This window comes from bacterium, assembly GCA_024226335.1.
In the GTDB taxonomy this organism is placed as follows: domain Bacteria; phylum Myxococcota_A; class UBA9160; order SZUA-336; family SZUA-336; genus JAAELY01.
Map to the genome: position 1 here is coordinate 1 of JAAELY010000387.1, position 24893 is coordinate 24893.

24 protein-coding genes are annotated in these 24893 nt (G+C 61.8%); 14 read left to right on the forward strand and 10 right to left on the reverse strand.

The window, feature by feature from the left end:
- Positions 1-137: 137 nt before the first annotated feature.
- Both GY725_19705 and GY725_19710 read right to left on the reverse strand, forming a co-directional pair.
- Positions 138-1361 carry an acyl-CoA dehydrogenase gene (locus GY725_19705; GenBank protein ID MCP4006411.1) on the reverse strand — a complete coding sequence of 408 codons (1224 nt, stop codon included), beginning with the start codon at positions 1359-1361 and terminating at the stop codon, positions 138-140.
- A gap of 1 nt (position 1362) precedes the next feature.
- The gene (locus GY725_19710; protein MCP4006412.1) at positions 1363-2475 is read right to left on the reverse strand and encodes an acyl-CoA dehydrogenase; all 1113 of its coding nucleotides are present in this window, start codon (positions 2473-2475) and stop codon (positions 1363-1365) included.
- Between the two features lie 236 nt (positions 2476-2711).
- On the opposite strand from GY725_19710, the gene GY725_19715 reads away from it, so the two are divergent.
- Positions 2712-3503 carry a hypothetical protein gene (locus GY725_19715; GenBank protein MCP4006413.1) on the forward strand — a complete coding sequence of 264 codons (792 nt, stop codon included), beginning with the start codon at positions 2712-2714 and terminating at the stop codon, positions 3501-3503.
- Positions 3504-3527: 24 nt separating this feature from the next.
- Here the strand turns inward: GY725_19715 and GY725_19720 are convergent, their stop codons facing one another.
- From GY725_19720 to GY725_19735, 4 genes are read right to left on the reverse strand one after another with little or no spacing between them, the layout of a single operon-like run.
- On the reverse strand, positions 3528-4754 hold the full coding sequence (locus GY725_19720) for a beta-lactamase family protein (protein ID MCP4006414.1): 1227 nt from the start codon (positions 4752-4754) through the stop codon (positions 3528-3530).
- Positions 4751-5806: a TauD/TfdA family dioxygenase gene (locus GY725_19725; protein MCP4006415.1), complete on the reverse strand. Its 1056-nt coding sequence runs from the start codon at positions 5804-5806 to the stop codon at positions 4751-4753. The genes GY725_19720 and GY725_19725 overlap by 4 nt, the downstream gene beginning before the upstream one ends.
- Complete coding sequence (locus tag GY725_19730; GenBank protein MCP4006416.1) at positions 5803-6552, reverse strand: hypothetical protein; 750 nt, start codon at positions 6550-6552, stop codon at positions 5803-5805. The genes GY725_19725 and GY725_19730 overlap by 4 nt, the downstream gene beginning before the upstream one ends.
- 54 nt (positions 6553-6606) lie before the next feature.
- Positions 6607-7071, reverse strand: coding sequence for a selenoprotein B glycine/betaine/sarcosine/D-proline reductase (locus GY725_19735; protein ID MCP4006417.1), 465 nt, complete (start codon positions 7069-7071; stop codon positions 6607-6609).
- A 100-nt stretch (positions 7072-7171) separates the two neighbouring features.
- On the opposite strand from GY725_19735, the gene GY725_19740 reads away from it, so the two are divergent.
- Positions 7172-8155 (forward strand): helix-turn-helix transcriptional regulator, encoded by a 984-nt coding sequence (locus tag GY725_19740; GenBank protein MCP4006418.1) that lies wholly within the window; start codon positions 7172-7174, stop codon positions 8153-8155.
- Positions 8156-8293: 138 nt separating this feature from the next.
- Here GY725_19740 and GY725_19745 read toward each other — a convergent pair whose 3' ends face one another.
- Positions 8294-9061, reverse strand: coding sequence for a hypothetical protein (locus GY725_19745; protein MCP4006419.1), 768 nt, complete (start codon positions 9059-9061; stop codon positions 8294-8296).
- Positions 9062-9313: 252 nt separating this feature from the next.
- Here GY725_19745 and GY725_19750 point away from each other — a divergent pair, with 252 nt between their 5' ends.
- The 6 genes from GY725_19750 to GY725_19775 all read left to right on the forward strand — a co-directional run bounded on the left by GY725_19750 (position 9314) and on the right by GY725_19775 (position 15359).
- Complete coding sequence (locus GY725_19750; protein ID MCP4006420.1) at positions 9314-9880, forward strand: TetR/AcrR family transcriptional regulator; 567 nt, start codon at positions 9314-9316, stop codon at positions 9878-9880.
- A 45-nt stretch (positions 9881-9925) separates the two neighbouring features.
- Positions 9926-10960 (forward strand): LLM class flavin-dependent oxidoreductase, encoded by a 1035-nt coding sequence (locus tag GY725_19755; protein MCP4006421.1) that lies wholly within the window; start codon positions 9926-9928, stop codon positions 10958-10960.
- Between the two features lie 62 nt (positions 10961-11022).
- The gene (locus GY725_19760) at positions 11023-11811 is read left to right on the forward strand and encodes a hypothetical protein (protein ID MCP4006422.1); all 789 of its coding nucleotides are present in this window, start codon (positions 11023-11025) and stop codon (positions 11809-11811) included.
- A gap of 75 nt (positions 11812-11886) precedes the next feature.
- A complete protein-coding gene (locus GY725_19765; GenBank protein MCP4006423.1) occupies positions 11887-13119 on the forward strand; it encodes a thiolase family protein in 1233 nt (410 codons plus the stop codon).
- Positions 13120-13187: 68 nt separating this feature from the next.
- On the forward strand, positions 13188-14813 hold the full coding sequence (locus tag GY725_19770; protein ID MCP4006424.1) for an AMP-binding protein: 1626 nt from the start codon (positions 13188-13190) through the stop codon (positions 14811-14813).
- Between the two features lie 90 nt (positions 14814-14903).
- Positions 14904-15359: a VOC family protein gene (locus tag GY725_19775; GenBank protein MCP4006425.1), complete on the forward strand. Its 456-nt coding sequence runs from the start codon at positions 14904-14906 to the stop codon at positions 15357-15359.
- A 93-nt stretch (positions 15360-15452) separates the two neighbouring features.
- Here the strand turns inward: GY725_19775 and GY725_19780 are convergent, their stop codons facing one another.
- Positions 15453-17162, reverse strand: coding sequence for an amidohydrolase (locus tag GY725_19780; protein ID MCP4006426.1), 1710 nt, complete (start codon positions 17160-17162; stop codon positions 15453-15455).
- Positions 17163-17231: 69 nt separating this feature from the next.
- Here GY725_19780 and GY725_19785 point away from each other — a divergent pair, with 69 nt between their 5' ends.
- Both GY725_19785 and GY725_19790 read left to right on the forward strand, forming a co-directional pair.
- Positions 17232-17888 carry a hypothetical protein gene (locus tag GY725_19785; GenBank protein MCP4006427.1) on the forward strand — a complete coding sequence of 219 codons (657 nt, stop codon included), beginning with the start codon at positions 17232-17234 and terminating at the stop codon, positions 17886-17888.
- Positions 17889-17910: 22 nt separating this feature from the next.
- On the forward strand, positions 17911-18504 hold the full coding sequence (locus GY725_19790; protein ID MCP4006428.1) for a hypothetical protein: 594 nt from the start codon (positions 17911-17913) through the stop codon (positions 18502-18504).
- Between the two features lie 25 nt (positions 18505-18529).
- Here GY725_19790 and GY725_19795 read toward each other — a convergent pair whose 3' ends face one another.
- Together GY725_19795 and GY725_19800 are read right to left on the reverse strand one after the other, a co-directional pair.
- Positions 18530-18796: an NAD(P)-binding protein gene (locus GY725_19795; GenBank protein MCP4006429.1), complete on the reverse strand. Its 267-nt coding sequence runs from the start codon at positions 18794-18796 to the stop codon at positions 18530-18532.
- A gap of 80 nt (positions 18797-18876) precedes the next feature.
- The gene (locus GY725_19800) at positions 18877-21465 is read right to left on the reverse strand and encodes a CehA/McbA family metallohydrolase (GenBank protein ID MCP4006430.1); all 2589 of its coding nucleotides are present in this window, start codon (positions 21463-21465) and stop codon (positions 18877-18879) included.
- A 123-nt stretch (positions 21466-21588) separates the two neighbouring features.
- Here GY725_19800 and GY725_19805 point away from each other — a divergent pair, with 123 nt between their 5' ends.
- Genes GY725_19805 through GY725_19820 form a run of 4 tightly spaced genes read left to right on the forward strand, consistent with a single transcriptional unit; the run spans position 21589 to position 24759 of the window.
- Positions 21589-22392 (forward strand): SDR family oxidoreductase, encoded by an 804-nt coding sequence (locus tag GY725_19805; protein ID MCP4006431.1) that lies wholly within the window; start codon positions 21589-21591, stop codon positions 22390-22392.
- Between the two features lie 55 nt (positions 22393-22447).
- Positions 22448-23164: a 2-hydroxychromene-2-carboxylate isomerase gene (locus tag GY725_19810; protein MCP4006432.1), complete on the forward strand. Its 717-nt coding sequence runs from the start codon at positions 22448-22450 to the stop codon at positions 23162-23164.
- Entirely contained in the window at positions 23161-23805 is a 645-nt protein-coding gene (locus GY725_19815; protein ID MCP4006433.1) for a hypothetical protein, read from the forward strand. The genes GY725_19810 and GY725_19815 overlap by 4 nt, the downstream gene beginning before the upstream one ends.
- 12 nt (positions 23806-23817) lie before the next feature.
- On the forward strand, positions 23818-24759 hold the full coding sequence (locus GY725_19820) for an amidohydrolase (protein ID MCP4006434.1): 942 nt from the start codon (positions 23818-23820) through the stop codon (positions 24757-24759).
- Positions 24760-24893 lie beyond the last annotated feature (134 nt).

Below are 24893 nucleotides of genomic sequence, written 5' to 3' on the forward strand. Positions count from 1 at the left end.
CCGAAAGGAAACGCTCTCGACGCGTCACCTTCCCCTTACGACTCCAAGCCTCGGATGCGAACGACGCCTGCTTCTTCAGCTCTGTCATCCCCCTATCCCTTGGTTCTAACAAATTCATGGGGTTCTGCAGAGATTCCCTAGCCCTTGCGCACGTCCCGAAATGGAATCGCGGTGTCGATTTCCGGCTCTTTTGGCAACCCGAGTACGCGCTCACCGATGATGTTGCGCTGGATCTGATCGGTGCCGCCGCCGATGGACGTGAAGTAGGCGTTGAACGTCAGGAAGTTCGCATCTTCGGCGCGCGGATGGTCGCTGCCTTCGAAAAGACTTTGCGCACCCAGAATGGCCGTACGCACGCGCGCTTCTTCGTGGAGAATGCGAGACATCGCAAGCTTGCCCAGGCTCATCGCCGGTGACGTCGTGCCCTGCTGCAGATCGGCCTTCACGCGCGCGTTGTTGAGCGCGTTGAGTTTCTTGTAGGCGATCGCCTGCGCGATGTCCTGTCGCAGTTCGGGGTTCTCGAGCACACCGGCTTCGCGGGCCAGCGCGATGAGCACTTCTTCTTTCAGAGATTCCTTGGCTCCACTGCGCGCACCGCGGGCCGCATCCCCCAGGATCGAGCGTTCGTAGGCAAGCGCAGTCTGCAATACCTTCCAACCGGTGTTGACGTCTCCGAGAAGATTGTCCGCGGGCACGATGGCATCGGTGATGAAGACCTCGTTGAAGTGACTCTCATCGGTGATCTGTCGCAGGGGGCGCACTTCGATCCCGGGCTGCTTCATCGGCAGAAAGAAGAAGCTGATGCCCGAGTGCTTGGGCACATCCCAGTCGGTGCGCGCGATCAACATGCCGTAGTCGGCGTTGGCCGCGCCGGAGGTCCAGACCTTCTGTCCGTTGACGACGAAATGATCGCCTTTCCGATCCGCCCGGGTGCGAATGCCCGCGAGATCCGAGCCCGCATTGGGCTCGCTGTAGAGCAGACACATATTGACTTCACTCTTCAGGATCGGACCCAGAAGTTCGGCCTTGAGAGCTTCGGTGCCGCGCGCCAGCAGGGTATTGGCCCACATGCTCGAACGATCCTGACCCGCGCCCGGTGCTCGAACCGCGGCAAACTCGCGGGCGATGATCTTCGCTTGCACGGCGCTCGAACCGCGCCCAAACCACTCGACCGGCCAGGTCGGCACGGCCCATCGAGCCTCCACCACTTTGCCGAGCCAGTTCTTCAGTTCACCCGTAGCCCCCCAGAGCAGCTGCTTCCCTTCCAGCGCCTGTGCTTGCTCCGGGGACCAGTGTTCCGCCAGCCATGCGCGGACCTCTTCACGCAGCGCATCATCGCTTATCGGGTTCTCTGAGGACATGTCACGCTCCCAACGCTTGAATGAACCGTTCCCGATGGAACGATGATGAACCGAACAGCTGAGCATCCGCTCGCGCGCGGCGCAGGTACAGATGTGCCGGATGCTCCCAGGTGAAGGCGATGCCACCGTGCATCTGGATGCTAGTTGCCGCAGTGGTAACAAAGGCATCGGCACAGGCAAATGCGGCCAGACTCACCGCTTCAGTGGCGGCCTCGGCGTCCTCGGCCAGTCGGGCCGCCGCGTTGCGCGCCGCCGAAAGGGCCGATTCCGTCTCTAGCAGGAGATCGGCCGCCATGTGCTTGACCGCCTGAAAGCTGCCGATGGCGCGGCCGAATTGAATACGATTCTTGGCATACTCGACGGTCGACGACAGGCAGTGCTGCGCCGCCCCCGCCTGTTCACCCGCGAGCGCAACCAGCGTGAGGTCCATCGCCCGGCTGACCGCGTCCCAGACGGGAATCTGTGCCGTGATGAGTTCTGCTTTCACCCCTTCGAAGGTGATCTCGGCCAATCGCAAGGTGTGGTCGAACGTGGGCAATGCGGCCATCCCGATACCGGCCGCGCGCGGCTCGACGACGAAACACTCGAGTCCCCGATCGGTGCTGGCCAGAACCAGAAGTACATCGGCGTTCTGCCCGTGCACCACGTAACTGGCACAGCCACTCAGCCGCCACTCCCCGTCTACCTCCTGCCCTGAAACCGCGACCCCGTCAGGAGTCCAGCGGCCGCTCTTACCGGTCAGCGCAGCCGTCGCGATGCAACTGCCATCGGCGATGCCCGGCAGCAGGCGATCGTTGAGCCCAGCATCCGCCAGAGCATCCAAAAGGGCGGCCGCCAGAACGCCGCTGGCGAGAAAGGGCGAACACAGCAACGCGGCTCCGACCTCCTCCATGACCAGTTCCAACTCCATGGGGCCGACGCCGGCTCCACCGTGGGTTTCGTCCACGATCAGCCCGACGACCCCCATCTTCGCGAGTTCCTGCCAGAGTTTCGCGTCGTATCCGCTCGTCGTGTCCATCGTCGCCCGCACGGCTCTTTCGTCACTCTGCTTGCTGAGCAGGAGGTGAATCGATTCCCTGAGCGCGAGGCGCTCGTCGGCAGAAAAGCTGTTCATGTCGGGTCCTTCGACGACACATCCTCACCATATCCTCACAGGCCATAAGACGGCCGCAAGAAGCGAAGCTCCACGAGTGTCCGAGCATGGATGCGAGATGATTCGTTTGCAGAATGTATGACGGGAGATTAGCGCATACCGATTGTCGGATGGGGGCGGCGCCAACGCGCTACAATCGCGAAATCGCGATAGTCTCTCGAAACGACCCAGATACCTTTCGACTCAGGGGCAAGCGTATGAGCGCATTGAAAGACGAATTCGGGGTTGGCTGGCAGAAGTGGAATCCGCAGGCCTGGTTCGATGCTTTTTGCATCAAGTTGATGATGTCGAAAGTGGGCGATGTCATTCCAAAGACCTACGTCCCGATTCTTCGCCTGGTCTCGGAAGATGCCGGTAAGGTCGACGATGAATACGCGCGGGTCATCGCGATGCGAGAGCCGATCCGCTTCTTCGATTCACCTCGCGACAAGTGGCGCAAGACCTATGGTGCATACATTCGGGAACTCGAGTGGGTCTATGGCGAGCTGCGTCAGCATTTCCCGACCCAGGAATATCAGGACCTCGTCATCGACATCATGGCGCGGAATATTCGCGATGCGATGAGCGCCTTCTTGCCGAGCATCGAAGAGATGACCCGCACACGCGGTCCGTCGCCCGAGTCCATCGGCTCGGCTCCCGGCCGGAAGTCGAGCCGACTCGGCAAGTCGTTCGAGAAGATCTTCCAGGGACGATTCGGATCCTGGCTCATGAACAATCTGAATCCGGTGAGTGCAATCGTCGGCCCGGTCGATATGGAAATGGTTCCGGGCGAGGGGATGAGGATGGAGATCCCGCGCTGCTGGATGCACACCGCCCCCGGCGACGGCAAGACGCAGGATCAGGCGTGCGTACAGGGGTGCAAAGGAGCCTGCGAAGCGGTGTTCAATGGCCGCACACCGGTGGCCATGCTCTTTGAACCCCACCTCCCCGATTTTTCGTGCACCCTGACGATCAAGCTGAACAGAGGTTCGCGCTCGGCGCCCGCATAACACGGACGAACGCCAGAGCTTTCCTCAGGGGGTGTGAACCGCGTTGACGATGGCGCGCAAAGCTGCGTTGCGTTCGCCACCTTCAGTGTCCCCGGGGGCTTGCGCGGCGAACTGGGCGACCACGACCTTGCGACGGGTGTCGATCCAGAGGTACTGGCCGAAGGCGCCGGCGCCGTAGAACTCGCCGTCATAGCCCTGCGGAACCCAGAACTGCATCGCATAGCCGGACGAATCTGCAGTCGGTTCCTGGAAAGGTGCACTCGGCGTTCCGACCCTCTCGATCCAGCCTTCGGGCACGAGTCGGCGTCCATCCCACACCCCGTCGCGGAGGTGGAACTCACCGAGATGCGCGAAATCGACCAGGCGCGTGGCCAGGCAGCAGTGTCCGAAAGCCACACCTGAAGGACCTGGAACGTTCTGCGACCAGTGCGCGTCGCCAGCGATGCCGAGACCGTTCCACAGCTTGTCCTGGACGATCTCCCGATAGGGCTTTCCGTACGCCCCGCGAAGAACGGCGGAGAGCACATGGGTGTCGGTCGCCAGATAGTTGAAATCGGTTCCGGCCGGCACCCGCCGAGCGAGTTCCGAAGCGAAGTCGTCGAGATTCTGTCGCAACCTAAACACTCGCAGGTACATCCAGTTTCGGTCGGGGAATCCCTTGAAATGAAAGAAGTCCACGCCGGATGACATCATCATCACGTGACGAATCGACGTTTCACCGTAGGCAGTTCCCGCGAATTGCGGAGCGTACTTCGAAACCGGGTCATCGAGGCTCTCGATCGTTCCGTCGTGAAGAGCCATCCCGATGATCGTCCCGGTAAAGCTCTTCGACGCGGACCAGAGATGGTAGAGGCTCTCGGAAGTCGTCGGGCCGAGGTACTTCTCGAATACCACCTCACCCCCGTGAAGCGCGAGGATGCCCTGCACCCGCGCCCTTTCGAGATACTCCGAAAGCATCCGGGACTCGCCGTCGAACTCGTAGTGAACATCGAGCGATCGGAGCGCGCGACGGAATTCATGGGGCCGGGGCGCCGCGTGCAACACCCGGAATGGCAGGCTCGTGTCCCAGTTCCGAAAGATCTCCGCCAGACCCTCGCGGTCGTCGTTCTCCATGAGCTGGAGGCCCACCGTTTCTGTCCAGGTCTGCATCGGCCGGTAGTCCGACCACGGCTGTGCGATCCAGAGCACGAAGGCCGCAGCGCCGGCGATCACAAGCCCCACAGCGGCGATCGCCCGGCGGATCCACCTCATGCGCTGAGCCCATCGCTGCGTTCGTCCGCAGTCGTCACGATGCCCCCGCGATTGTCGAAGTCCTTCGCGAGCGGGCGACCCCGGTGGAGATGCAACCAGAGGCGCATCAGATGTCGTTTGCGATCGGGCTCTTCGAAGTCCTCAAACGCGTTTCGCGCGTGAATCACCTGGTAGTTGTTGAGGAAGATCATGTCGCCCTCCTCCAACTGGACGTCGAAGCGAATCTGCTCGTCGTAGGAAAGACGGTCGATGAGACCCATCACCCGGATCTGTTCTTCCGTCATGGGGGGACAGCCTTCGTGCCGTCGCGCGCTCTTCGCATAACCCGAGTTATGTCGCAACGAGAGCTTTCCCCCGCTCACACTGGCGGCCGCTCGGCTGTAGTAAGGAAGTCCGTCCGGGTGCTTCTCCTCGCGGCAATCGTAGTGAAAGCGCTCGTAGAGTGTATCGATGATCTCGGGCGCTTCTTCGAGGATTCGATTGTAGATGGTCAGAAGCGAGGCGAGCGAGCTCTTTCCACCGGACATCGCCTTCCGGTAGCAGAGCAGACAGAGTAGATCGGTCGATGTATCCGTGTGGAAGGGGAGCGCGATACGCGTCTGGTAACCACGCACTCCCGGGTCCTTCGCAATGTCGCGCCCGGTGTCCTGGATGTGACCGAGCAGGTGGCCCTGCGCGTTTTGGCGAATCGGCCGACCCATCGCCGAGCCAATCGCGAAGTACATCAGGCCTGCATCTTCCGGGGAAACGCCTTCGAGGTCGAGACCGCGCAACACGACGAGTCCGAGCCCGTCTTCAATCTCGCTTTCGATGAATTTCGTAATGGGTTTGAGCGAGCGGAATTCGAACGTGTCTTCGCGGATGTCCGCCAGGCCGAGTCCCTGTGCCTTGGCCTGGGCGGCGAAAGCACGCAACTCCTCCCGATGCTCGTCGGTCAGCGGCACCAGCCAGTCATCGCTGCGCGCCAGGTCGGAACCCATCCAGGCGCCACGGCTTTTGATCGGTGTTCGGATGATCGTCTCGGTCAGGGTCGGTTCAGTCGAAGCCGTCATTTCGTTTCTCCTTCGGTTTCCCAGTCCGACGAATCCGCGTCGGGCATGAGGTCGGGGAAGTATTCGCGCGGGACGACGGCTCGGCCCGCAAGGAACTGGACGAGGCGATCGGGGTGTTCGAGAAGCGTCGTCGCAGCCGAGCCGATCAAGCGAGCCGCCGCGGTGTCGCGCCAGAACCAGTCGCGCAAAGCCTTTGCCGAGCCCCGGCGGGGCTGACCCTGCGCCGCTTGCATGTACCACGTGCGCAGGTCGTCGCAGCCGAGTCGGAGCCATTCCTGGAGCGGGTCGTCACTCTCGACCTCGGGAGACGTTTCGCCCTGCGCAAGGCACCCGAGCAGTTTCACGAGTTGTTCCCGCGTCAATCGACTCGCTGGTGGCGCCGCCGATCCGCGCCGCTCGACATAAATCTCGTGCCAGGGAGCGAGCCGCGCCATCTCGTCAAGCGTTGCGGTCACGAGTTCGGGCCGATCTTCCTGGGACGGACGGAACGAAACCGGGCAGACCCAGGTCGCTCCCTCATCGCCACCATCCGCAATCTCGGGCGCATCGTCGGGGAAATCCGCGAGCACAACGGGGCCATCGTCTCGTTCGAGCAACTCGAGTGCCGTGCGCAGGACACGGCGCTGGAAGTCCGGCTCGTCAGGCGCTCCGAAAGGTCGGCCGAGTTCGAAGGGAACCCAGAGAAAGCGCGGCAGCTGCATCTGCTGTGTGTGCTCGCGCACGAGACTGATGCCGGTCGTCGGCACGCCTTCAGACTCCAGGTAGTGGCTGGCCGCACCGACCGCGCGGGTACAGTTCGGTCAGACGGGAACGAGGCAGACGGCATCGACCTCATCCTCTCGCAGCAGACGGGCGAGTTCCCGCATCGTGGGCTCGATCTGCTTGGGGAGCCAGCCGGCGCCCATCAACGAGTAATGATAGTCGGCGACCGAACCGATCACGCCCTCGCTCTCGAGTTCGCGCAGCCGATCGATCGGAAAGACGAGATTCACGTCTTCACGGAACCCGACACGATCGAAGTGCACCGAGGAGTGAGTCATCGTGAGGTCGTCGGCTCGGATGCTCCCCGGTATGACGCGGTAGCTGAGGTCGACCATCGAGAAGGCCTGGTCCTCGACACGGTGAAGCCCGGCCGAAGTCACGATCGCGACCCGGCGTTTCGAGAGCGGCGTTCCTTCGACCCACGGCCGCGAATCGAACGGGGCACAGCCCTTGGCGAGCAGGTGCACCCGCTCGACTTCGGGAATATCGGCTAGCCGGACCATGCAAAGCTCGTTTTCATGCTGGTCGATCATATCCCCAAGGTCGCCCGAACAGAATTCGCGAGAATCCCCATCTCATACGAATTCGTGCCATTCTTGGGTCGTGGCCACCTCCTCACATCCCCAACGAGTTCGCGTTCCGCCCGGAAGTCGGGACTGGTTCCTACCGCTCGCAGACGCTCGCGCGCGGACCCTGCGAAACGCCGACATCGGAATCGTCGGGATCAGCGAGGTCGTGCGCGGCTTCGACTGGGCCGGTCCGGGCACGACCCACCTGGTGCTCGGAACGATCAAAGGCAACGGCTTCGTCGAGGTCGACAATCAGCGTTTTCTGGCACAAGAGAGCGATCTCATCGTGTGCCCCGCCGGAATGCCGCGACGCTTCGCAACACGATCGGCCGGCTGGAAATTCCTGGCGATCCGGCTCGTCGACGGGGATCGCTGGCGGCACCTCGTCGAGCGCGGTGTGCGCCCCCTTCCCAGCCACTGGCTGCGCCGTCTGGTCGCGCCCGTGGAAGGGATGCTGGCCGAGCACCCGCTCGGAAACGCAATGCCCGCGCATACGCAGAGATCTCAAAGAGGGAGCGATGAGAGCCCCGGGCAGTACCTCTTCTCGCGCTACGCGGATCGCGTGGCTCCTTCCGATGCGGACAGCGATCAGAGCTCAGCGCGCGCCGATGCGTTCGAACTCCACGCGACCATCCTCCGGCATCAGATCGAGGGAATGCTGACGATTCACCCCGACGAGGAACGCGACGACGACGCGGTCGCCCTTGCGAGTCTCTGGAACCGTGTCGCCGACCGACCGCGCGGACCCTGGGACGCAGAAGACCTGGCGGCCGCAGTTGGGGTCTCTCGCACGAGCCTCTACCGCATGGTCAAGCGCCACCACGAAACCTCTCCCGCCCGTCTGGTAGAACGACTGCGCATGGACGAAGCCTGTCGCCTCCTGCTGGAGAGTCGGCATTCGATCGAAGTGATCGCGGATCAGGTCGGTTACGCGAGCGCTTTCTCATTCTCGGCTGCGTTCAAACGCTTCGTCGGCGAGTCGCCTTCCCGGTTTCGGCTAGAAGCAGCCGACAGATAACAACCGAATGGGCCGGGAACCAATTGCTCTACCGGGCACCGCACCGGCACCAGCGATATGACCCTGGTGGGGAGTATCAAGACTGCCGGTCAGTCTGTAGGAAGTCTCCGCGAAAGAGGTTCCAGGCTCAGATCGACGCTACTCGGCTACGGTGTAGGTCGGATGAAAGTAGGCCTTGAAACGCATGGCCTGCGAAGTCGTGAAGTGGTACTCGGAATAGTTGGCGAACGTGTCTGCGTTGTTCTTGATCACAGAGCCTTTGTAGCGCCACTCGAATACGGGGGTTGTATCGAGCACCTTCGTCGGATGGACCTTCGTCGTGTAGAAGTAGGTCTGATTCAGATAAGAAACCGTCACCGTAGGATTGTCGATCGTCTGGGCAAAGAACGGGTCGAGTTCCTTGCTGCTATTTAGCGACGTCTTTTCGAAACTCACATCGAGGACGTCTTTGATGATGAAGGACTTCGACTTGTCTGTCTCGATATCCTTCATTCCTGGATGGAATTCCTTGCGCAGGCCCAGGTACAGCCCACCAATTACGCCGATGAGGTACTCGAGGTAGAGCACTGGCACGTACGAACACAGACGCTCTTCGTTCTCGTGTGTGTAGGTGACGGGAATGAAGAACATCAACTCCCGATAGGGGCGCAGCTCAATCTCGGTCATGACATCGTGAACGTTATTGCAGTTGCTGAACATCAGCAGAAACGGATGCTGACCCTCGACTGCTTTCAAGGTCGGATACTTGTCGGCCATGACCTCGTCGGAGGGAATGGACATTGCCTTTGGCAGGATCTTCTCGAGTTCCGTTTTCGGGAAGTGGCCCGCTACGAAGTAGGAGGCGTTGTTTCCCTCGAGCATGATGTCGTGCGGGGTACGATTCTTGAGTTGTTCAAGAGTTTGCATATCGCCAGAGCTTCTCTCGTTATTCCTGTCGAACTACGGGGATTGTACCGGTCTTGCAAAATGTCACGGTGTGTTGACATTGTCAACTGAATCGAAGATGCTGCGCACATGGCCACAGCAGGTCGCACGAAAGCCAGACGATCCTCTCGGAAGGCTTCTTGTCGCAATGCTTCTTCCCAAAAAGCAGGAGGGGCTTCCGGCGAGACGCCCGCACACGAAGGGGGACTTCGGCGCGGCCTCATCGATGCCGCTTTGGAGTTGGTCGAGGTCTCGGGAGCGCGGGGTTTGAGCTGGCGCGAGATTGCCCGGCGAGCCGGAGTTTCCCATTCAGCTGCATACAGGCACTTCGCAGACAAAGAGGAACTACTGGCGGCCGTTGCCGAGCAGGGGTTTCGCAGCCTGACCGAGCGGATGCTCGAGCAGATGGCGAGTGCACCCGACTCCATTGCGAAGCGCTTCGAGGCTACGGCGATCGCCTACGTAGAGTTTGCCGCCGAAAACCCCGCCCAGTTTCGAGTGATGTTCGGGCGCGATGTTCCCGACATCAACAAGCACGCCGCTCTGCGAGAGGCTCAGGATGCTGCCAATGGCCTGTTTCGCGAAGGTGTTGCGCAGGTACTCGAGGGCACCGGACAAAGCGACGAGAGAGTCGCTGTCGATCATTTCGCATTGATGGCCTGGTCTCTGGTCCACGGACTCGCGTCCTTGATCGTAGACGGTCGCGTAGGGGACGTCGGCGAGGTTGCACTGAATCCCGGTGAGCACGTGCGTTCCATGACGAACCTGGTCAAGACACTCATCGACGGGATGCAGGCCTGAAGGCTTCCCGATCAACGCGATATTGGAAAACAGGAAGGACAAGGCATGACTTCGAACCAGAGGCAAGACAGACGCTACTGGGGGATCGTGGCGCCTCTGCCCGCGCAGGTGATTGCGATGTTTGCGCAAAAGGCGGAGGCGGAGGGATTCGAGGGCGTATTTGCTCCGCAGGTCCTCGGGCCTCCGTTCTCGACCCTGGCTGTGGCGGCCGCTCACACCGAGCGGCTCAAGGTCGCCAGCGGGATTGCGATTGCGGCGACTCGCAGCCCCTTCGAGACCGCGATGGCCGCCATCGACATGGACCGCATCAGCGGAGGCCGATTCATCCTCGGATTGGGAGCAAGCGTTCAAGCCTGGACCTGCGCCCTTTTCGGCGCACCGGAACACAGACCGCTCGCACACCTGCGCGAAACCGTGGCCGCTGTGCGACACATCGTCGCTGGCTCACACAAGGAAGAGGGACTCGCGCCGTTCGAAGGCGAGTATTACAAGGGCGACTTCTCGACCTTGCAACCCCAACAACCTCCGGTTCGTGAGCAGATCCCGATCTGGCTGGCCGCCCTGCGCGGCCCGGCAGTGCGGCTCGCGGCGGAAGTCGGCGACGGAATCATGGGCCACCCGATCTGGTCGGTCGATTGGGCCATCGAGAAGATTCAGCCTGAGCTCGCCAAGGGACTCGCGCGTGGCGGACGCAAACGGGAGGATGTCGAACTCAACCTCTGGTTCTGGTGCGCACCGAATCCGGATGAAGCTGAAGCCATCGAGGACGCGCGCACGACCGTGAGCTTCTACGCTTCGTTCGAGCAATACGAATCGTTCTTCGCCGCACACGGTTTTCGGGACGAAGCCCGCCGGGCGCAAGAGGCCGCGCGTCAGCGCAACGTCTTCACACATCCCGATCTGGTTTCCGATGAGATGGTTCGCACTTTTGTGTTATGCGGAAAGCCCGATTCGATTCGCGATCGCATCGAGAAGGCCTGGGGGATCGCCGACTCGCTGGTCATCATTCCCCCGGCCTACGGCGTCGATCCCGTGAAGATGATGTACTACCAGGCGGAGATCGCGAAGATTTTGTTCTGACTTCTTCGGCTCGAGTTGGGCCGATTCATCGCGATTCAGAACCTTGGAAAAAGGAGAGAAGATTGGAACTCAGAGAAGTCATGGGACGAAGGCGCTCGATTCGGTTTCTGAATCCCCACAAGCCCGTCGAGCCCGAGAAGGTCCAGATGATGTTCGAAGCCTCCAGGATCGCATCGCATTGGGGAAACGTGCAGAGCCTGCGCGGGATCGCGGTCTTTCGCGATGAGGCGCCCAAGGAAGTGGCCGAAGCTCTCACCTCCCCGATCGCCGGCTACCAGATCCACCTGGCACCCGTATCGATCGTCTGGTTTCTCGAAACCGCGGCGGTGGATGTGCAGTCGGACCGTCTCCGGGAACTCTGCAAAGCCGGAGCGCTCGGCTTCGGCGAGGGCAAAGAGAAGGCGATGGAAGAGCAGTTGTTTCCAATCTTCGAAGCCATCCGCGATTCGACCAAGGCACCGGGCCTGGGAGAGGTCGACTGCGGTCAGGGTATCGCCCAGGCCACGTTGATGGCCTTCGAACTCGGGCTCGGAACCTGCTGTCTGGGAACACCACACGGTGAAGAGATTCGCAAGAACCTGGGTATGCCGGAGAGTTGCAGGATCCTGCTGATCCAGACGGTGGGCTACCCGGCCGAGAGCCCCGAAGCCGGCGGCCAGCGTCCCCGCCTGCCTTTCGAAAACCTCTTCCACCTCAACGGCTACGGCAACGCCTACCCGCGCTCGCAAGAGGTAGTCGACCAGCTCACGCGCGACGAGATGTTCCAGACTCCGGCCCCACTACCCTGGCGAGAGGCGGAACTCGAGTACCTGCAAAGGGCCCTGGACCTCAAAGGCAACGGACTGCTCTGAACTCGACGTCTCGGTCGGAACGAAAACCGAAATTCGGCCCGTAAGAAGGGCCGCAAGACCAAGGAGAGAAGCGAAATGCGTCTCAACGCAGTCGTCGCCGGTGTCGGCATGACGGTATTCGGAAAGCACATGGATCGAGGACTCAAATCCCTCGGCGCCGAAGCAGTTCAGGCCGCGTTGGCCGATGCCGGAATAGAGGGGAATGCGCTCGAAGCCGCATACGTCGGCAACGCAGCAGCTGGCGTGGTGACGGGCCAGGAGTGTATTCGAGGTCAGGTGATCCTGCGCTCGATCGGCCTGGGACGTCTGCCGGTGATCAATGTCGAGAACGCCTGTGCCAGTTCCTCGACGGCCTTCAACCAGGCCTGTGCCATGGTCTCGGCGGGCTACTACGACATCGTGCTCGCTCTCGGCGTCGAGAAGCTCTACCACGAAGACAAGAAGGTCTCCTTCGGCGCCTTCAGCGGGGCGGTCGACGTTGAGTCGATGTCGAGCATCATGGAGCAGCTGCAGGAGAGCGCGAAGTCCTCGGGTGCGAAGTCCTCGTCTTCGGGCTCGGGCAAGAACCGCTCGATGTTCATGGACATCTACGCTCAGGTGGCCCGTGCTCATATGAATGCGTACGGCACGACGGTGGAGCAGTATGCGGGCGTGTCGGCCAAGAACTCATTCCACGGCAGCCTGAATGCACGCGCGCAATTTCGCGACGCGCTCACAGTCGAAGAGGTACTCGCACAACCCATGATCGCGGAGCCATTGACGCGTTCCATGTGCTCGCCGATCGGCGATGGGGCAGCAGCCACGGTCGTGATGAGCGAGCGCAAGGCGCGCGAACTCGGCCTGAGTCGCCCAGTGCGAGTCGTTTCCAGTGTGCTTCGCTCGGGCTGGGACCACGATCCCGCCGCGCCGGGAACCGGCGATGTCTGCTCGGCCGAGGCCTATGAAGAGGCGGGTATCGGACCCGAGGACCTCGACGTGATCGAGCTTCACGATGCCTCGGCGCCTTCGGAACTGTTCGCCTACGAGTCACTTTCACTGTGCGCCAAGGGCGAGGGCGGAAAGCTGGTCGAGGAGGGCGTGACTCGACTGGGAGGACGCTGCCCGGTCAATACCAGCGGCGGTCTTCTGCGCAAGGGACATCCCGTGGGCGCCACCGGCATTGCGCAGATCGTGGAACTGACCGAGCAGTTGCAGGGATGCTCCGGCAAGCGGCAAGTAGAGGGAGCGAAGACCGCACTGGCCCACAACGGCGGAGGCACAATCGGTCCCGACGCAGCCGCGATGTGTGTGACGATTCTCAAAGCTTAGTCCGACGACGAACTGCGGACAGAGAGGCGGTTTGATCGCAGCTCTTCGTCCGCCTCAGGAGAGTAGCGATGCGCGAGCGCATGGATTGGATTCTGGCGGACATGATCGAAGCTCGGGCGGAGCAGAAACCGGATTTCGACGTACTGACCTTCGAACATCTGAGCCTCGACGGCGGGGCGACACCGGACGAGATCCGGACCTACGCCGACCTCCATCGCAACGGCAACCGAATCGCCGCTGCGCTCATCGCTTACGGAATGGAGCGTGGCGATCGCTTCGGTCTGATGATGCGCAACCATCCCGAGTATGTAGAGACCATGATCGCGGCGTCGATCTCGGGTTGCGTATTCGTGCCCATCGATCCGCGCACCCGCGGCGAAAAACTGGCCTATATGCTGCAGAACGCGGGCTGTCGGGGTGTGGTCTGTGCCGACTACTGCCTTGCAGAAGTCGCGCGCGCGCGCAAAGAGGTACCCGATATCCATTGGGTGCTAGGTCTGGAGACAGGTGAGGGACAGGACGCGATACCACTCGAGAGTGAAGACGCCGTCGATTCGATGCGCGAAGCGCTCGCCAGGCCCACCGACGGGCTGGAACCGCGTCTCGAGGGCGCAAATGATCCACTGCAGATCATCTACACCTCGGGAACGACCGGTGATCCGAAGGGTCTCGTCTTTCCAAATGTCCGCTTCGGTGGATCGTCGATGTTGGGAACGATTTTCGGTTACCAGCCGGACGAGCGACCTTACACCGGACTTTCGTTGACCCACGGAAACGCACAAGCCGTGACCCTCGCCCCTTCGCTAGGCATGGGACTGCGCGCGGTATTCAGCCGGCGCTTCACCAAATCGAAGCTCTTCGATGTGTGCCGCGCGCACGGCGCGACTGCGTTTTCCCAACTGGGTGGCATCGCGACTGCAATCTACAGTGAGCCAGAGCGTCCGGATGACGCAGACAACCCCGTGCGCTTGCTGGTCAGCGCGGGTATGCCCAGGGCGATCTGGGCGGCTTTCGAAAAGCGCTTCGGACTCGAAATCTACGAGTGGTACGGTGCCGTCGAGGGGGGCTTCTGTTTCAAACCCATCGGCCAGGGTCCGGTCGGCTCGTTCGGAATGCCCGGCCCCAATCTCGATTTGAAAATCCTCGACGAAAACGACGTCGAGTGTCCGCCCGGCGTGACGGGCGAGATCTGCTCGCGCCCTGTGGACAGCAACGAAAAGGCCGAAGTCGAGTACTACGACAACCCCAAGGCCTCGGCAGAAAAGACACGTGGCGGCTGGCTTCGAAGTGGCGATATGGGACACCGCGACGCAGACGGCTGGCATTTCTTCGACTATCGCAAGGGCGGTGGACTGCGTCACAACGGCGACTTCGTCAATCCCGGCTTTGTCGAGAAGGTGATCGCCGAACACCCCCAGGTCAGTGACGTCTTCGTCTATGGAGTCGTGGCGGCCTCGGGCGCACCGGGAGAGAAGGACGTTGTCGCCGCCATCGTCCTCGAAGAAGGTGCAAAGTTCTCACCGTCTTCGGTCTTTGAGGCTTGTCGTGCCGGTCTCGAGTCCAATTTCGTTCCCACCTATCTGCAGTTGATCGACGAGATCCCGAAGACGGCCTCCGAAAAACCCCAGGAGCGATTCCTGCTCGAAGCATTCAACACCCATCCCGAAGCCCTGTTTACCGAAGAGCGGGGTTGAAATTCCGCGGCGAATACAGCCCTGCGAAGGTGCGGAGATTCATCGACCCATGCAGGACAGCGGGTATGGACGCAGCAAGAGGAGTCGAAGGTGAATATCAAGGGATTGATTCACGTGAACATCAATTGCAGCGACTTCGATGTATCGCGTGAGTTCTACGAAAAGCTCGGCTTCGAACTCTTTCTCGAGGTCCCGGAATACAGCCCTCCGGAAGTAACGGCGGCCGTCGGGTTCTCGGCGTACGAACTTCGCGGGGGCCTCATGCGCCTACGAGACTCCAATCCCCCCTTCGTGATCGACCTCCTGCAATGGAAGAGCCCAAGCGATCCCGAGGCCCCCTACTCCAGGCTCAATCACCTGGGAATCGCGCGCGTAGCCCTCCTGAGCACGGATCTCGATGCGGATCTCGCCGAACTGCGCGAGCGAAAAGTCGAGATCGTGAGCGAACCGGCCACAGTCGTCTGGGAGGATGGACCGAGTACGCGCTTCGTCTGCTTCAAGGATCCGGACGGCACGGTCCTCGAACTCGTTCAAGTTCTTCCCTGAATCGAAGCACGACCTCGATCCGCGAAACGAGCCTGCTACATCGTTCACGAAGATCCTTCGCAGTTAGAGAACGAGTTTTGCGAAACCCGCGCCCTATTCTCGCGGGTAGACGATGCGTCCCGCCACCAGGGTCATCGAAACTTCGATGTCTTTGATCCTGGCCGGTTCTACCGCTGTCGGATCTTCGGAAAGAACGGCCAGGTCGGCCCACTTCCCGGGAGTGATCGAGCCTTTGACGTCTTCTTTGAATTCCGCATAGGCCGAACCCAGGGTGTAGCAGCGCAGAGCCTCGAGTGGCGTGAAGCGCTCTACCGAGTTGTGGGGCCCTTCCGTTCCCTCGATGTTCATGCGGGTGACGAGGTAGTACATCCCGAGTAGAGGCGAGTAGTCCACCTCGGCGGGCACATCGGAGCCGCACGAGATCGGCACGCCCGAATCCAGAAGGGTCTTGTAGGGGTAGGCTCGTAGAGCGCGCTCCTTTCCCAACAGGGCGATGTCCTTGTTCGGGGTGGCCAGGGCAAACGGATGTAAGTTGGCGACCAGACCAAACTCGCGCATTCGCTCAACATCTTCTTCGGCGACGAGTTGCACGTGTTCGAGCCGGATTCGCAAGCGATCGACCTGGGGATAGTCGTTACGAACGTGCTCGACGGCGTCGAGAATCTGTTGGACCGCAGCGTCGCCGATCGCGTGAATGGCAATCTGGCGTGAGTCTGCTGCGGCATCCTCGACAATGGAGTTCATCTCTTCCTGGCTGTGGCGTGGAGCACCTCGATTGGATGGTTCTTCCTCATAACCTTCGCCCAGCAGCCAGGCCGTGCGAGTCGAAAAGGCTCCATCGGAAAAGTGCTTGGCCGGACCGAGACTCAGCCACTCGCCGTCATAGGAAACAAGATCCATGAGATGTCGTACGAGCGAGTTCCCCCCCATGGGCCAGTGGCTGAAGCGCGCGGTGAGATCGCCGCGATCTCGGTACCGTGCAAGATGCCAGACCGTGATGGGTTGCCAGGTATTGTCCTGGACGGACGTAATTCCCGAGCGTCGAAACAAGTCGAGTGCCACATCGAGGTTGTGGCGATGCGCGGCCGGACTCAGGACTTCGAGAAGAAGACCGTCGCCGCCGGATTGCATCGCGGTGTCGCGAAGGACTCCTGTGGGTTCGCCCCGAGCATCTCGTACGATCTGCCCCCCTTGAGGATCCACCGTGGAGCGATCGATCCCCATTTCTTCGAGTCTTCGCGAGTTGACCCAGGAGGCGTGAGCGGAGAACTGAAGAAGGGAAACAGGATTGTCAGGAGCAGCCCGATCGAGCATTTCACGGTGGGGATGGGGGCAGCCCGGATAGTCCCAATGTGCGCCTTCGATCAATTCACCGGGAGCGTGTTTGGGGACTTCGGCCGCGATGATGGCTTCGATCTCTTCACAGCTCTTGCGATGCAGTACGGGTTGCTGGAACAATCGCCCGGCTCCAAAGGCATGGACGTGATTGTCATTGAAACCCGGTACGACGGTCTGCCCCTGCAGGTCGATCCGCTTTGCATCCGTGGGAGCAAGCGCAGCGATCTCTTCGGAGCTCCCCACCGCGCGAATCGCGCCTCCCGAGAGCCAGATCGCATTCGCGTCGGGTTTGTCGGGATCCAGAGTAATGATGCGCCCCCCCGTCAGGACGAGATCCGGCGCAGGCGAAGGATCGGGCGCACCGCACGCCAGAAGCGTTGCCAGCAGGACAGCCGCCCTGGGCCCCGGCCGAACCCGTCGCACCGGGCGCGGACATCTGACGACATATGCTGACCAGTTCGACATCCCGTCTGCCGATAGCAATACCTACGCGCTTGTGCCAATCTGGGCAGCTCGCGCCGGAGGCCGGGACTCTTGACTCTCCCGAAGCAAGGCAGGGCGGTGGGCGAAGACTGGATCAAGCCGGTCGGGGACGACCTGCTCGTGATCGCGCGGGTACCGCTGCGGGAGTGGACGGCAAGCCGCTTTCGAAAGAGTGCCGTCCTCATCGACGGCACACGCTACTTCGTGGCAGAGGCCTTCGAGCCGGATCGCGGCAGACCCGATCCGGCCGCAGGGCGTGGCTATCGCTATCGGCTCATCCGCTGGCCCGACGATCTGCACGATCGTCCGAGCAACACTCTGGTCTACGACGAGGCATTCGTTGCAAACCGCAATAGCGAGCGTCAGTCGGCGTGGGCCCGCCTCGGTGTGTTCGCCATCGGACTCCCCTTCTACCCGCTGCTAGGTCTCCTTCCATCGAACATCAAGTGCGGCCTGCAGGAAAGCTTCGAATTCGACGCCCTCACTTCAACACAAGTCTCGATGCGCTGCGAGTACATCCTGGGTGTGATCTGCCTGGGGCTGATCGTGCCCCAGGTCATATTCGGCGACCCCCTCGGCGTAGGCCCCTTTGCCGCACCCATCGCCGCCGGGATCCTGCTGCTCGATTGCGGTATGCGTTGGGAGCGCATGAAGGAAGGCGGAGGCCGTCAGTACGGTGCACTCGAATGGATTTTTCACCGCCTGTAGCGGAAACAAATATGGGGAATGAATGATCGACCAGACTGAAGAACTCGACGAACTCGACGCTCCCACAGAGAACAACTCTCCAAAAGCAGAAGAGCGGGAGTGCGGTCCTTGCATGCTCTGCTGCAAGCTGCTGAAAATCGGGAACTTCGATCCACCCAAGCCCGCCAATACATGGTGCCCCCATGCAGTCATGGGAAGTGGCTGTGGTTCTTACGAAGAGCGGCCAGAACCCTGCCGAGTCTTCAACTGCATCTGGAAGCAAGGAGCGCTGCGAGACAAGGATCGTCCAGACAAGGCCCGGATCTTGGTCTCTCTACAGGACAGAAAACACATTCCCGATTTGCCCGTAGCGACGCTGCCCGTAGTGTACGAGCGCGAGTCTGGCGCGCACAAGGGAAAGCAGGCTGCCGAAATCTACCGCTTGATATTCAACAGTCTGAAGGGCGAAAGCAGAGAGGAGATTGAATACATCCTCATCGTGACTCAACCCAGACAAGAGCGGCTCTTTCTGTCCCGCGGTGGAACTCTGGCACCCGCAACCGCAGACGGGTTTCCCGATCCTCCAAAGGAAGAATGCGAAGACGATGCCTCGTGCGCCATGGAGGACGGGGACTGAACCTTCCCATGAAAAACCCGTCTGACTACACCTGCGCGGGACCCAAGAGCTTCATGAGTTGCTTCGCGCGGAATGGCACCTCACCCGTGGAGATGAGGCCTGCCATGATCTGCCCCGTACCCGGACTCAGGCATATCCCCATCCCACCGAAATACGTGGCACGGATTTCATCACAGCCGACTGACTCGCGCTCGATGATCCGGGAGCGGATTCCTTTTCGACCCAGACGATAGGCGATCGAACAGCCGATGACGCCCGCACCGATGATGACGGCGTCCTGCGTATTCGACATTGGGCAGCTCCCAAACTGATTGGACGCTCAGGTTCGATGGCGTCCGGTCGTTTCGGATGTGATGGCCGGCGGCTGGCCGCTCAGCTGTGTTCCGGATGGTGATGAGGGGCTGCGTGAACGTGATCGTGCCCCTTCTGGTGCATCTCGTTGTGGAGCTTGCGATGGGCGCTGGTGAGCACCAGTCGCATACGTTTTGACGCCGCGGCCTCGGCGCGGGTGCCGACCGTGTCGAGGTAAGCCAATGCGCCCTCGATCTGGTCCAGGATGGTGATGGCGTCGACTTTCGAGAAGACCCGGGTTCCCTCCACGTGGACCATGACCGGTGACGAGTGCGCTGCAATCATCTCCGGCTTGTCGGCGTACTTTCCGCGCACGAGTAATGCGACCCACGAGCTACTCTCGACATCGACGGATATGCTGCCGCGCGCGGCAAAGCGGGAAGTCGTGCGACTCTCGCGGATCTCGCCGTTCACGATCAGATCGACCCGAGTCATCGGCAGCGTGACGCTCGCCAGTTCGTAGTCCACGCTGACGCGGCCGCCCCCGGCCGCCATCTCGATCCGAGACCCCGCCGGACGGCCTTCAACAGAGAATTCGACAAGCGGCCCATAGGACACGAAGGTGTTCCCGGCGCGAATCGCATCCTTCCACGCGTCATAGCTGAACTCGACGCCCTCGGGGAGCTTCGCATAGGTTCGGATCGTTCCGACCGCGGTCGATGCCGCCATCTTGTCGGTGCCGCCGACCGCGGGATAGAGGTAGCCGCAGTTCAGATAGCGATACCAGTCCGAAAGAGAATAGGGATCGATTCCCCGATACAGATCTCCCCACGAACACATCTCGACCGCGTCGACATCCCCGTGAACCAGTGTGGCTGCGTTCTCCGCCCGTGGCTGGGGAAAGTGGGGAAAGACGACGATTCCGTCCTGGGACCTGCATTGGCGCGCCCACTCCGTCATCAACACGCCGACCGGATCTCCGATCGCCGCCTCATCGGGACCACCCGAACACATGGGCGTAATGATGTCGCCGTTGTAACCGAGCAACGAGATGTGCCCGAGCACGTGCTGTCGGTTCTCGGTACCGACGCGCACCAACCACTCGCCATCGCCGCCGGCCTCTCGCGACCCGTAGGTGGTCTTGCCGTCGAAGTCGCCGACATTGGTCATCAACTCGCCCCATTGGCTCGCCAACAGGTTGATCACGTTCACACCCTCGGCCGCTCCTTCGAGCTGGGCCGTAGCCGGAGACAGGAAGTGCACGTGCGTGTCCGCCGTCACCCAGCCGCGCTCCCGCCAGGGCAATACCTTCTTCAAGCGGATCGTCACGGTGCGAGTCGATGCTTTCACGTCGATCGCTTTGCGCACCGGCTTCGTTTCAAAGCCCTTGCTCACTTCGAGGTACACACGCCCCAGCGGCAGATCGATCAGCGTCTCGCCCTGGATATAGGTCGTCAGGTGATAGGACCCGGATTGAAAATCTACCGCGACATAGTCCGGGCTGTAGTCTTCGAACCAGGCCGAATTCGGAATGCGATGGCGATCCGTCGGAGCCAGGTACTCGCCGTGGTCGCCGTGGGCATGGAGTTTCACCGGCACCGCGAGTCCGCTCTCGGCGTCGACGACGCGCAGCTTCACGCGTTGCGTCGCCGCTGCAATCGGCCGGAGATCCTTCGTTCCTTTCCCCGACTCGAGCTTTGCAACCGGCACGGACCGGCCATTGGACAGGTGGAAGCGGGCATCGGGATGTGCGCTGTACTCCAGCGTGACCGTGCGATTGTCGATGCGTGGCGCCTGGTTGTTGCGGGTTCTGGTCCATTCGGCATCGGGATAGTCGAAGTGCGGTTGCGCAGAGATCACCTGCCCCATGTCGAGCCGGACGTGTTTCAACAACCCGCTTTCATCCACGTCGAAATCGAAATCTTCGTTCGGTCCGAGGCGGAGCTGTGCCTTCTTGCGTGTCTGCCAGCGCAGCGGATGTGCGGAGGCGCGACCACCCGAGAGTGCGCAGACAAGCAGCGTTCCCGCCCGGTGCTCGATCGTCACACCGGCCAGAGCCCGGCGGGGATGGGGATTCTCCCAGGCCCAGAGCCAGTTCCCGAACGGCGCGGTGTCGCCGGCCAATGCGCGTGCTTGACTCAATCCCCAGGACTGGGGTGCGGGGGGCGCCGGTAGTCGCTGCTCGTGAAACGGACGTATGGGCCGAGGCTTGCTCATGGCCACGGCTTCGAAACAGTTCTCGCCCCAGATCCGTTGCACGGTTCCGATCTGGTGGCGACGCCGGATCTCCTGACGCACCTCGCTGCCATCTGCATAGCGGAATACGTAGTCCGCAACATGTTCGGCCAGTGCACCGTCGCCGCGGTACGGGAGCGTAAACCCGTCCTGATTCGGCACGCGTGGCACCACGTCGGTCGTGTGCAAGAACACGAGCCAGCCGGCGCGGGTACCCGCGAGATCGATGTTCGCCGCTCCGCTCTGGACCAGAAGTGGGCGGCGAATCTGGAAGGGAATTCCCCAGGCCGTGCAGGACCCGGTAGGAGCGTAGGCCGGCACGGAACGCAGCACCGGCGAGACGTCGGCTTTGGCCAGGCCCGCAAAGCTGGTATTGCCTCCGAATAACACGGGCTCGAATGCGCCAGATGCGGGACCATCGTGTTGACCGGCCATTAATCCCTCCTCGTGCCCCACGGTAGCATTGCCGCTCGGCCCTGGGGGGCCGAGATCAGAGGTCGGCACGCGACCCCCTGCTCGCGGTATCGTGGTGATGCATTCACTCAACGAGGTGTAGCCATGAATCGGAGGGGAGAGACGGCTCTCATCACGGGCGCGTCTGCTGGCATCGGTCGGGAGCTGGCCCTGGTGTTCGCAGAACACGGCTTTGACTTGATCATCGTCGCGCGTCGCGCCGCAGAACTCGAAGAACTCGCCGATCGCTGCCGCCAGAAGCACGGTGTCGATGTCCACGTGATTCCGATGGATCTGCTGGGGCCGGACGCCCCGGAGAAGCTGGTCCAGCGACTGGAAGACGACGGACTCGAGGTCGAAGTGCTGGTCAACAACGCCGGCTTGATGGACATGGGCGGCTTCGCCGACATCGAGGTCGAGCGAGATGAACGCCTATTGCAACTGAATATCGTCGTGCTCACCTCACTCACGCGCCGACTCCTGCCCGCCATGCTCGAGCGGGGGCACGGCCGGATCCTGAACCTCGCTTCAACCTCCTCTTTCCAGCCCGTGCCTTCGATGGCCCTCTACGCGGCCAGCAAGGCGTTCGTTCTGTCTCTTTCCGAGTCACTGTCCGAAGAACTGAAGAACAGCGGAGTCACGGTAACGGCGCTCTGTCCAGGCGTCACGAAGACGGATATGTACGACCGGGCGCTGGAAGAGCACGAGGTGACCCGCAGCATTCCAGGCCTGTTCATCTCCAGGGTTGGCGACGTCGCCCGCGATGGCTTCGCGGCCTGCATGGCCGGTCGGGCCGTGATCGTCCCCGGACTTCCGAATCGGATGCTGGCGAGCGCCGTCCAGTTCTACCCGCGCTGGCTCGTGCGCTCAATCGGGGGACTCGTGGGTCGGAGATCTGCGAAGAACTGAGCGGTCACCGCCTCCCCCTCGCCCATCGGCTCCAGCTATTGCATCGTTGTCGACCATGACTCCGACCTCTCCCAACGGCGAGTTCCCACCCGAGTTCGCAGAGCTTCGAGGCGATGCGCGCCTCGCCGTCTACATCGATCTGAAAAGCCCCTACGCCTACATCGCGATCGGCCCCACCCGCGCGATGGCCGAATCGCTCGAAGTCCGAATCGATTGGCGCCCTTTCACACTCGACCTGCCCAGCTATATGGGCTCGGCCAAGCTCGCGAAAGACCGCAAGAAGGTCCAGAGCGAGAGTCGCACGCCACAGCAATGGAGCGGTGTACGTTATTCGTACTACGACGTACGACGCTATGCGACGCTGACGGGCAAGACCGTGCGCGGAACGATCAAGATCTGGGACTCGAGTCTGGCCGGAATCGCGATGCTCTGGGCCGGGCAGCAAAACGGCTTCGATCGCTTCATCGACGTCGCGTACCCGCCTTTCTGGCGCCGCGAACTCGACATCGACGACCTCGGGATCCTGGAACAGAGCCTCGCCGAAGCGGAGCTCGAGACGCAGGGGTTTCGCGACTGGGCGGGCGGAACCGGACGCGAACTGCACGACCGCATCAACCGGGAAGCCTTCGATGCGGGCGTGTACGGCGTCCCGACCTACCTCGTCGAGGACGAGATGTGGTTCGGACGAGAGCACCTGCCCCGCATCGCGTGGATCCTCGCGGGACGCCACGGGCCGGCTCCCGACGTCGCCAACCGGAGCTTCGAACGATGAGTGCATTGACCGAACTCACGCAGTCGCCGCTCTGCATCGTCCTCGACATCCGCCACCCCCTCGCGTACCTGGCCTTGGGACCGGCCATCGATTTCGGACGCGAGATGAAGATCGACATCGACTGGCTGCCCTTTGAAGGGCGATCGCTGCGAGAACCCACAACTCCGGGCGCAGACGACGACCGCGGCGTCCTGCACCGACGCCACCGCGCAAATATGATCGCCCGAGAGATCGCGATCTATTCGCAGGCCGCGGGACTGACTCTACTCGAACCCTATCGCACCGGGCCATCGCACGCGGCGACGCTGGCGTGGTTGTGGGTTCGCGCGCAGGCTCCCGAATCACTACCGAGTTTCCTGGAAGAGCTGTTTCGTCGCTACTGGGCGCTCGAAATGGATGTCATCGATCTCGCGGGAGTCGCCGAGGTCCTGCGCGCGCAAGGTCTGCACTCCCGGGAGTTCGACGATTGGGCCGAGGCCGAGGGTCCCGCAGCGGCGGAGAGCATCGCGAGTTCCTTGGACGCGACCGGCGTGTTCCAGGCGCCGGCCTACCTGATCGAGGACGAGGTCTTTTTCGGACGCCAGCATCTGGCGATGATTCGCTGGATCCTGAGCGACCGCACCGGACCGGGTCCGATCTGATAAATTCGAACCGTGGAACCGATCATCGACGCACATGGGCATCTGGGTGACATCCTTCATCCGAACGGAGGAGCGCTCATCGACAAGCTCGGAGTGACGATGGAGCCGGTGTTCGATCCGACCGCGCAATCGGAAGCCCGGCTACACAACTACCCGCTGCCGCTGGCCCGGCTCTCCTATCGCCTCTTTCCCGACTCTGTGACGCGCGCCGAGCGGGCGCGCAACGCGACGGCGACTCTCGAGAATTTCGCCGCTTCCATGGATCAGGCGGGCATTTCATTCGGGGTCTGCCTGCCCGTCCCGCCCTATCTCGTCTTCGAAGATCTGGCTGCGGCCGTGCGTCGAGACCCGCGGATCATCGCCTTTACGGGCGTGGACTACGGCGATCGCGATGGCGGGCCGGGTTCATTCAACGACCCGACCGCGAAGCTCGCCGCCGATGTCGCTGCGGGGGCGCGAGGCCTGAAGATTCACCCCATCATCCAGAAGATCTCCCTCGCCAGCGCCGAGACCCGGGCGGCGGTGGAGAGCTTCGCTCCTCATCGTCTTCCGGTGCTCTTTCACTGCGGCATCTCCTCCTACTATCTCGGTGCCGACAAGGCGCGCGAAGAACCGCGCTACGGCGGCATCGACTACGCCGAGGCACTCGTGCGCGACTTTCCTTCGGTCGACTTCATCGCCGGACACGCGGGACTGTTCGAGGTCAAGAAGGCGATGAAACAACTCTCCCGCTTCTCGAATGTATGGGTCGACACCTCGTTCCAATCCGTGAAGCGGGTGCGCGAGTTGATCGACGCCTTCGGTCCAGAACGCGTGCTCTTCGCCTCCGACTGGCCCTACGGCAATCGCCCCCCGGCTGTGCAGATCGTGCGGAACGCGTGCAGTGGCGATCGCGGACTCGAACGGCGAATCCTGTTCGAGAATGCGGCCGAGCTGATGGAAATCAAAGGCTAGGGAACCTCTGCACAGGGAGGCTGCGGCTGCGAAGCGCGATGCATCCGCCTGCGCTGCGTCGCGCGACCCTCTGCAGATCTACGGATCTGCGATCGGATCACGCTTCTTGCTCAGGCGGCGACTCCCGCTTCTCG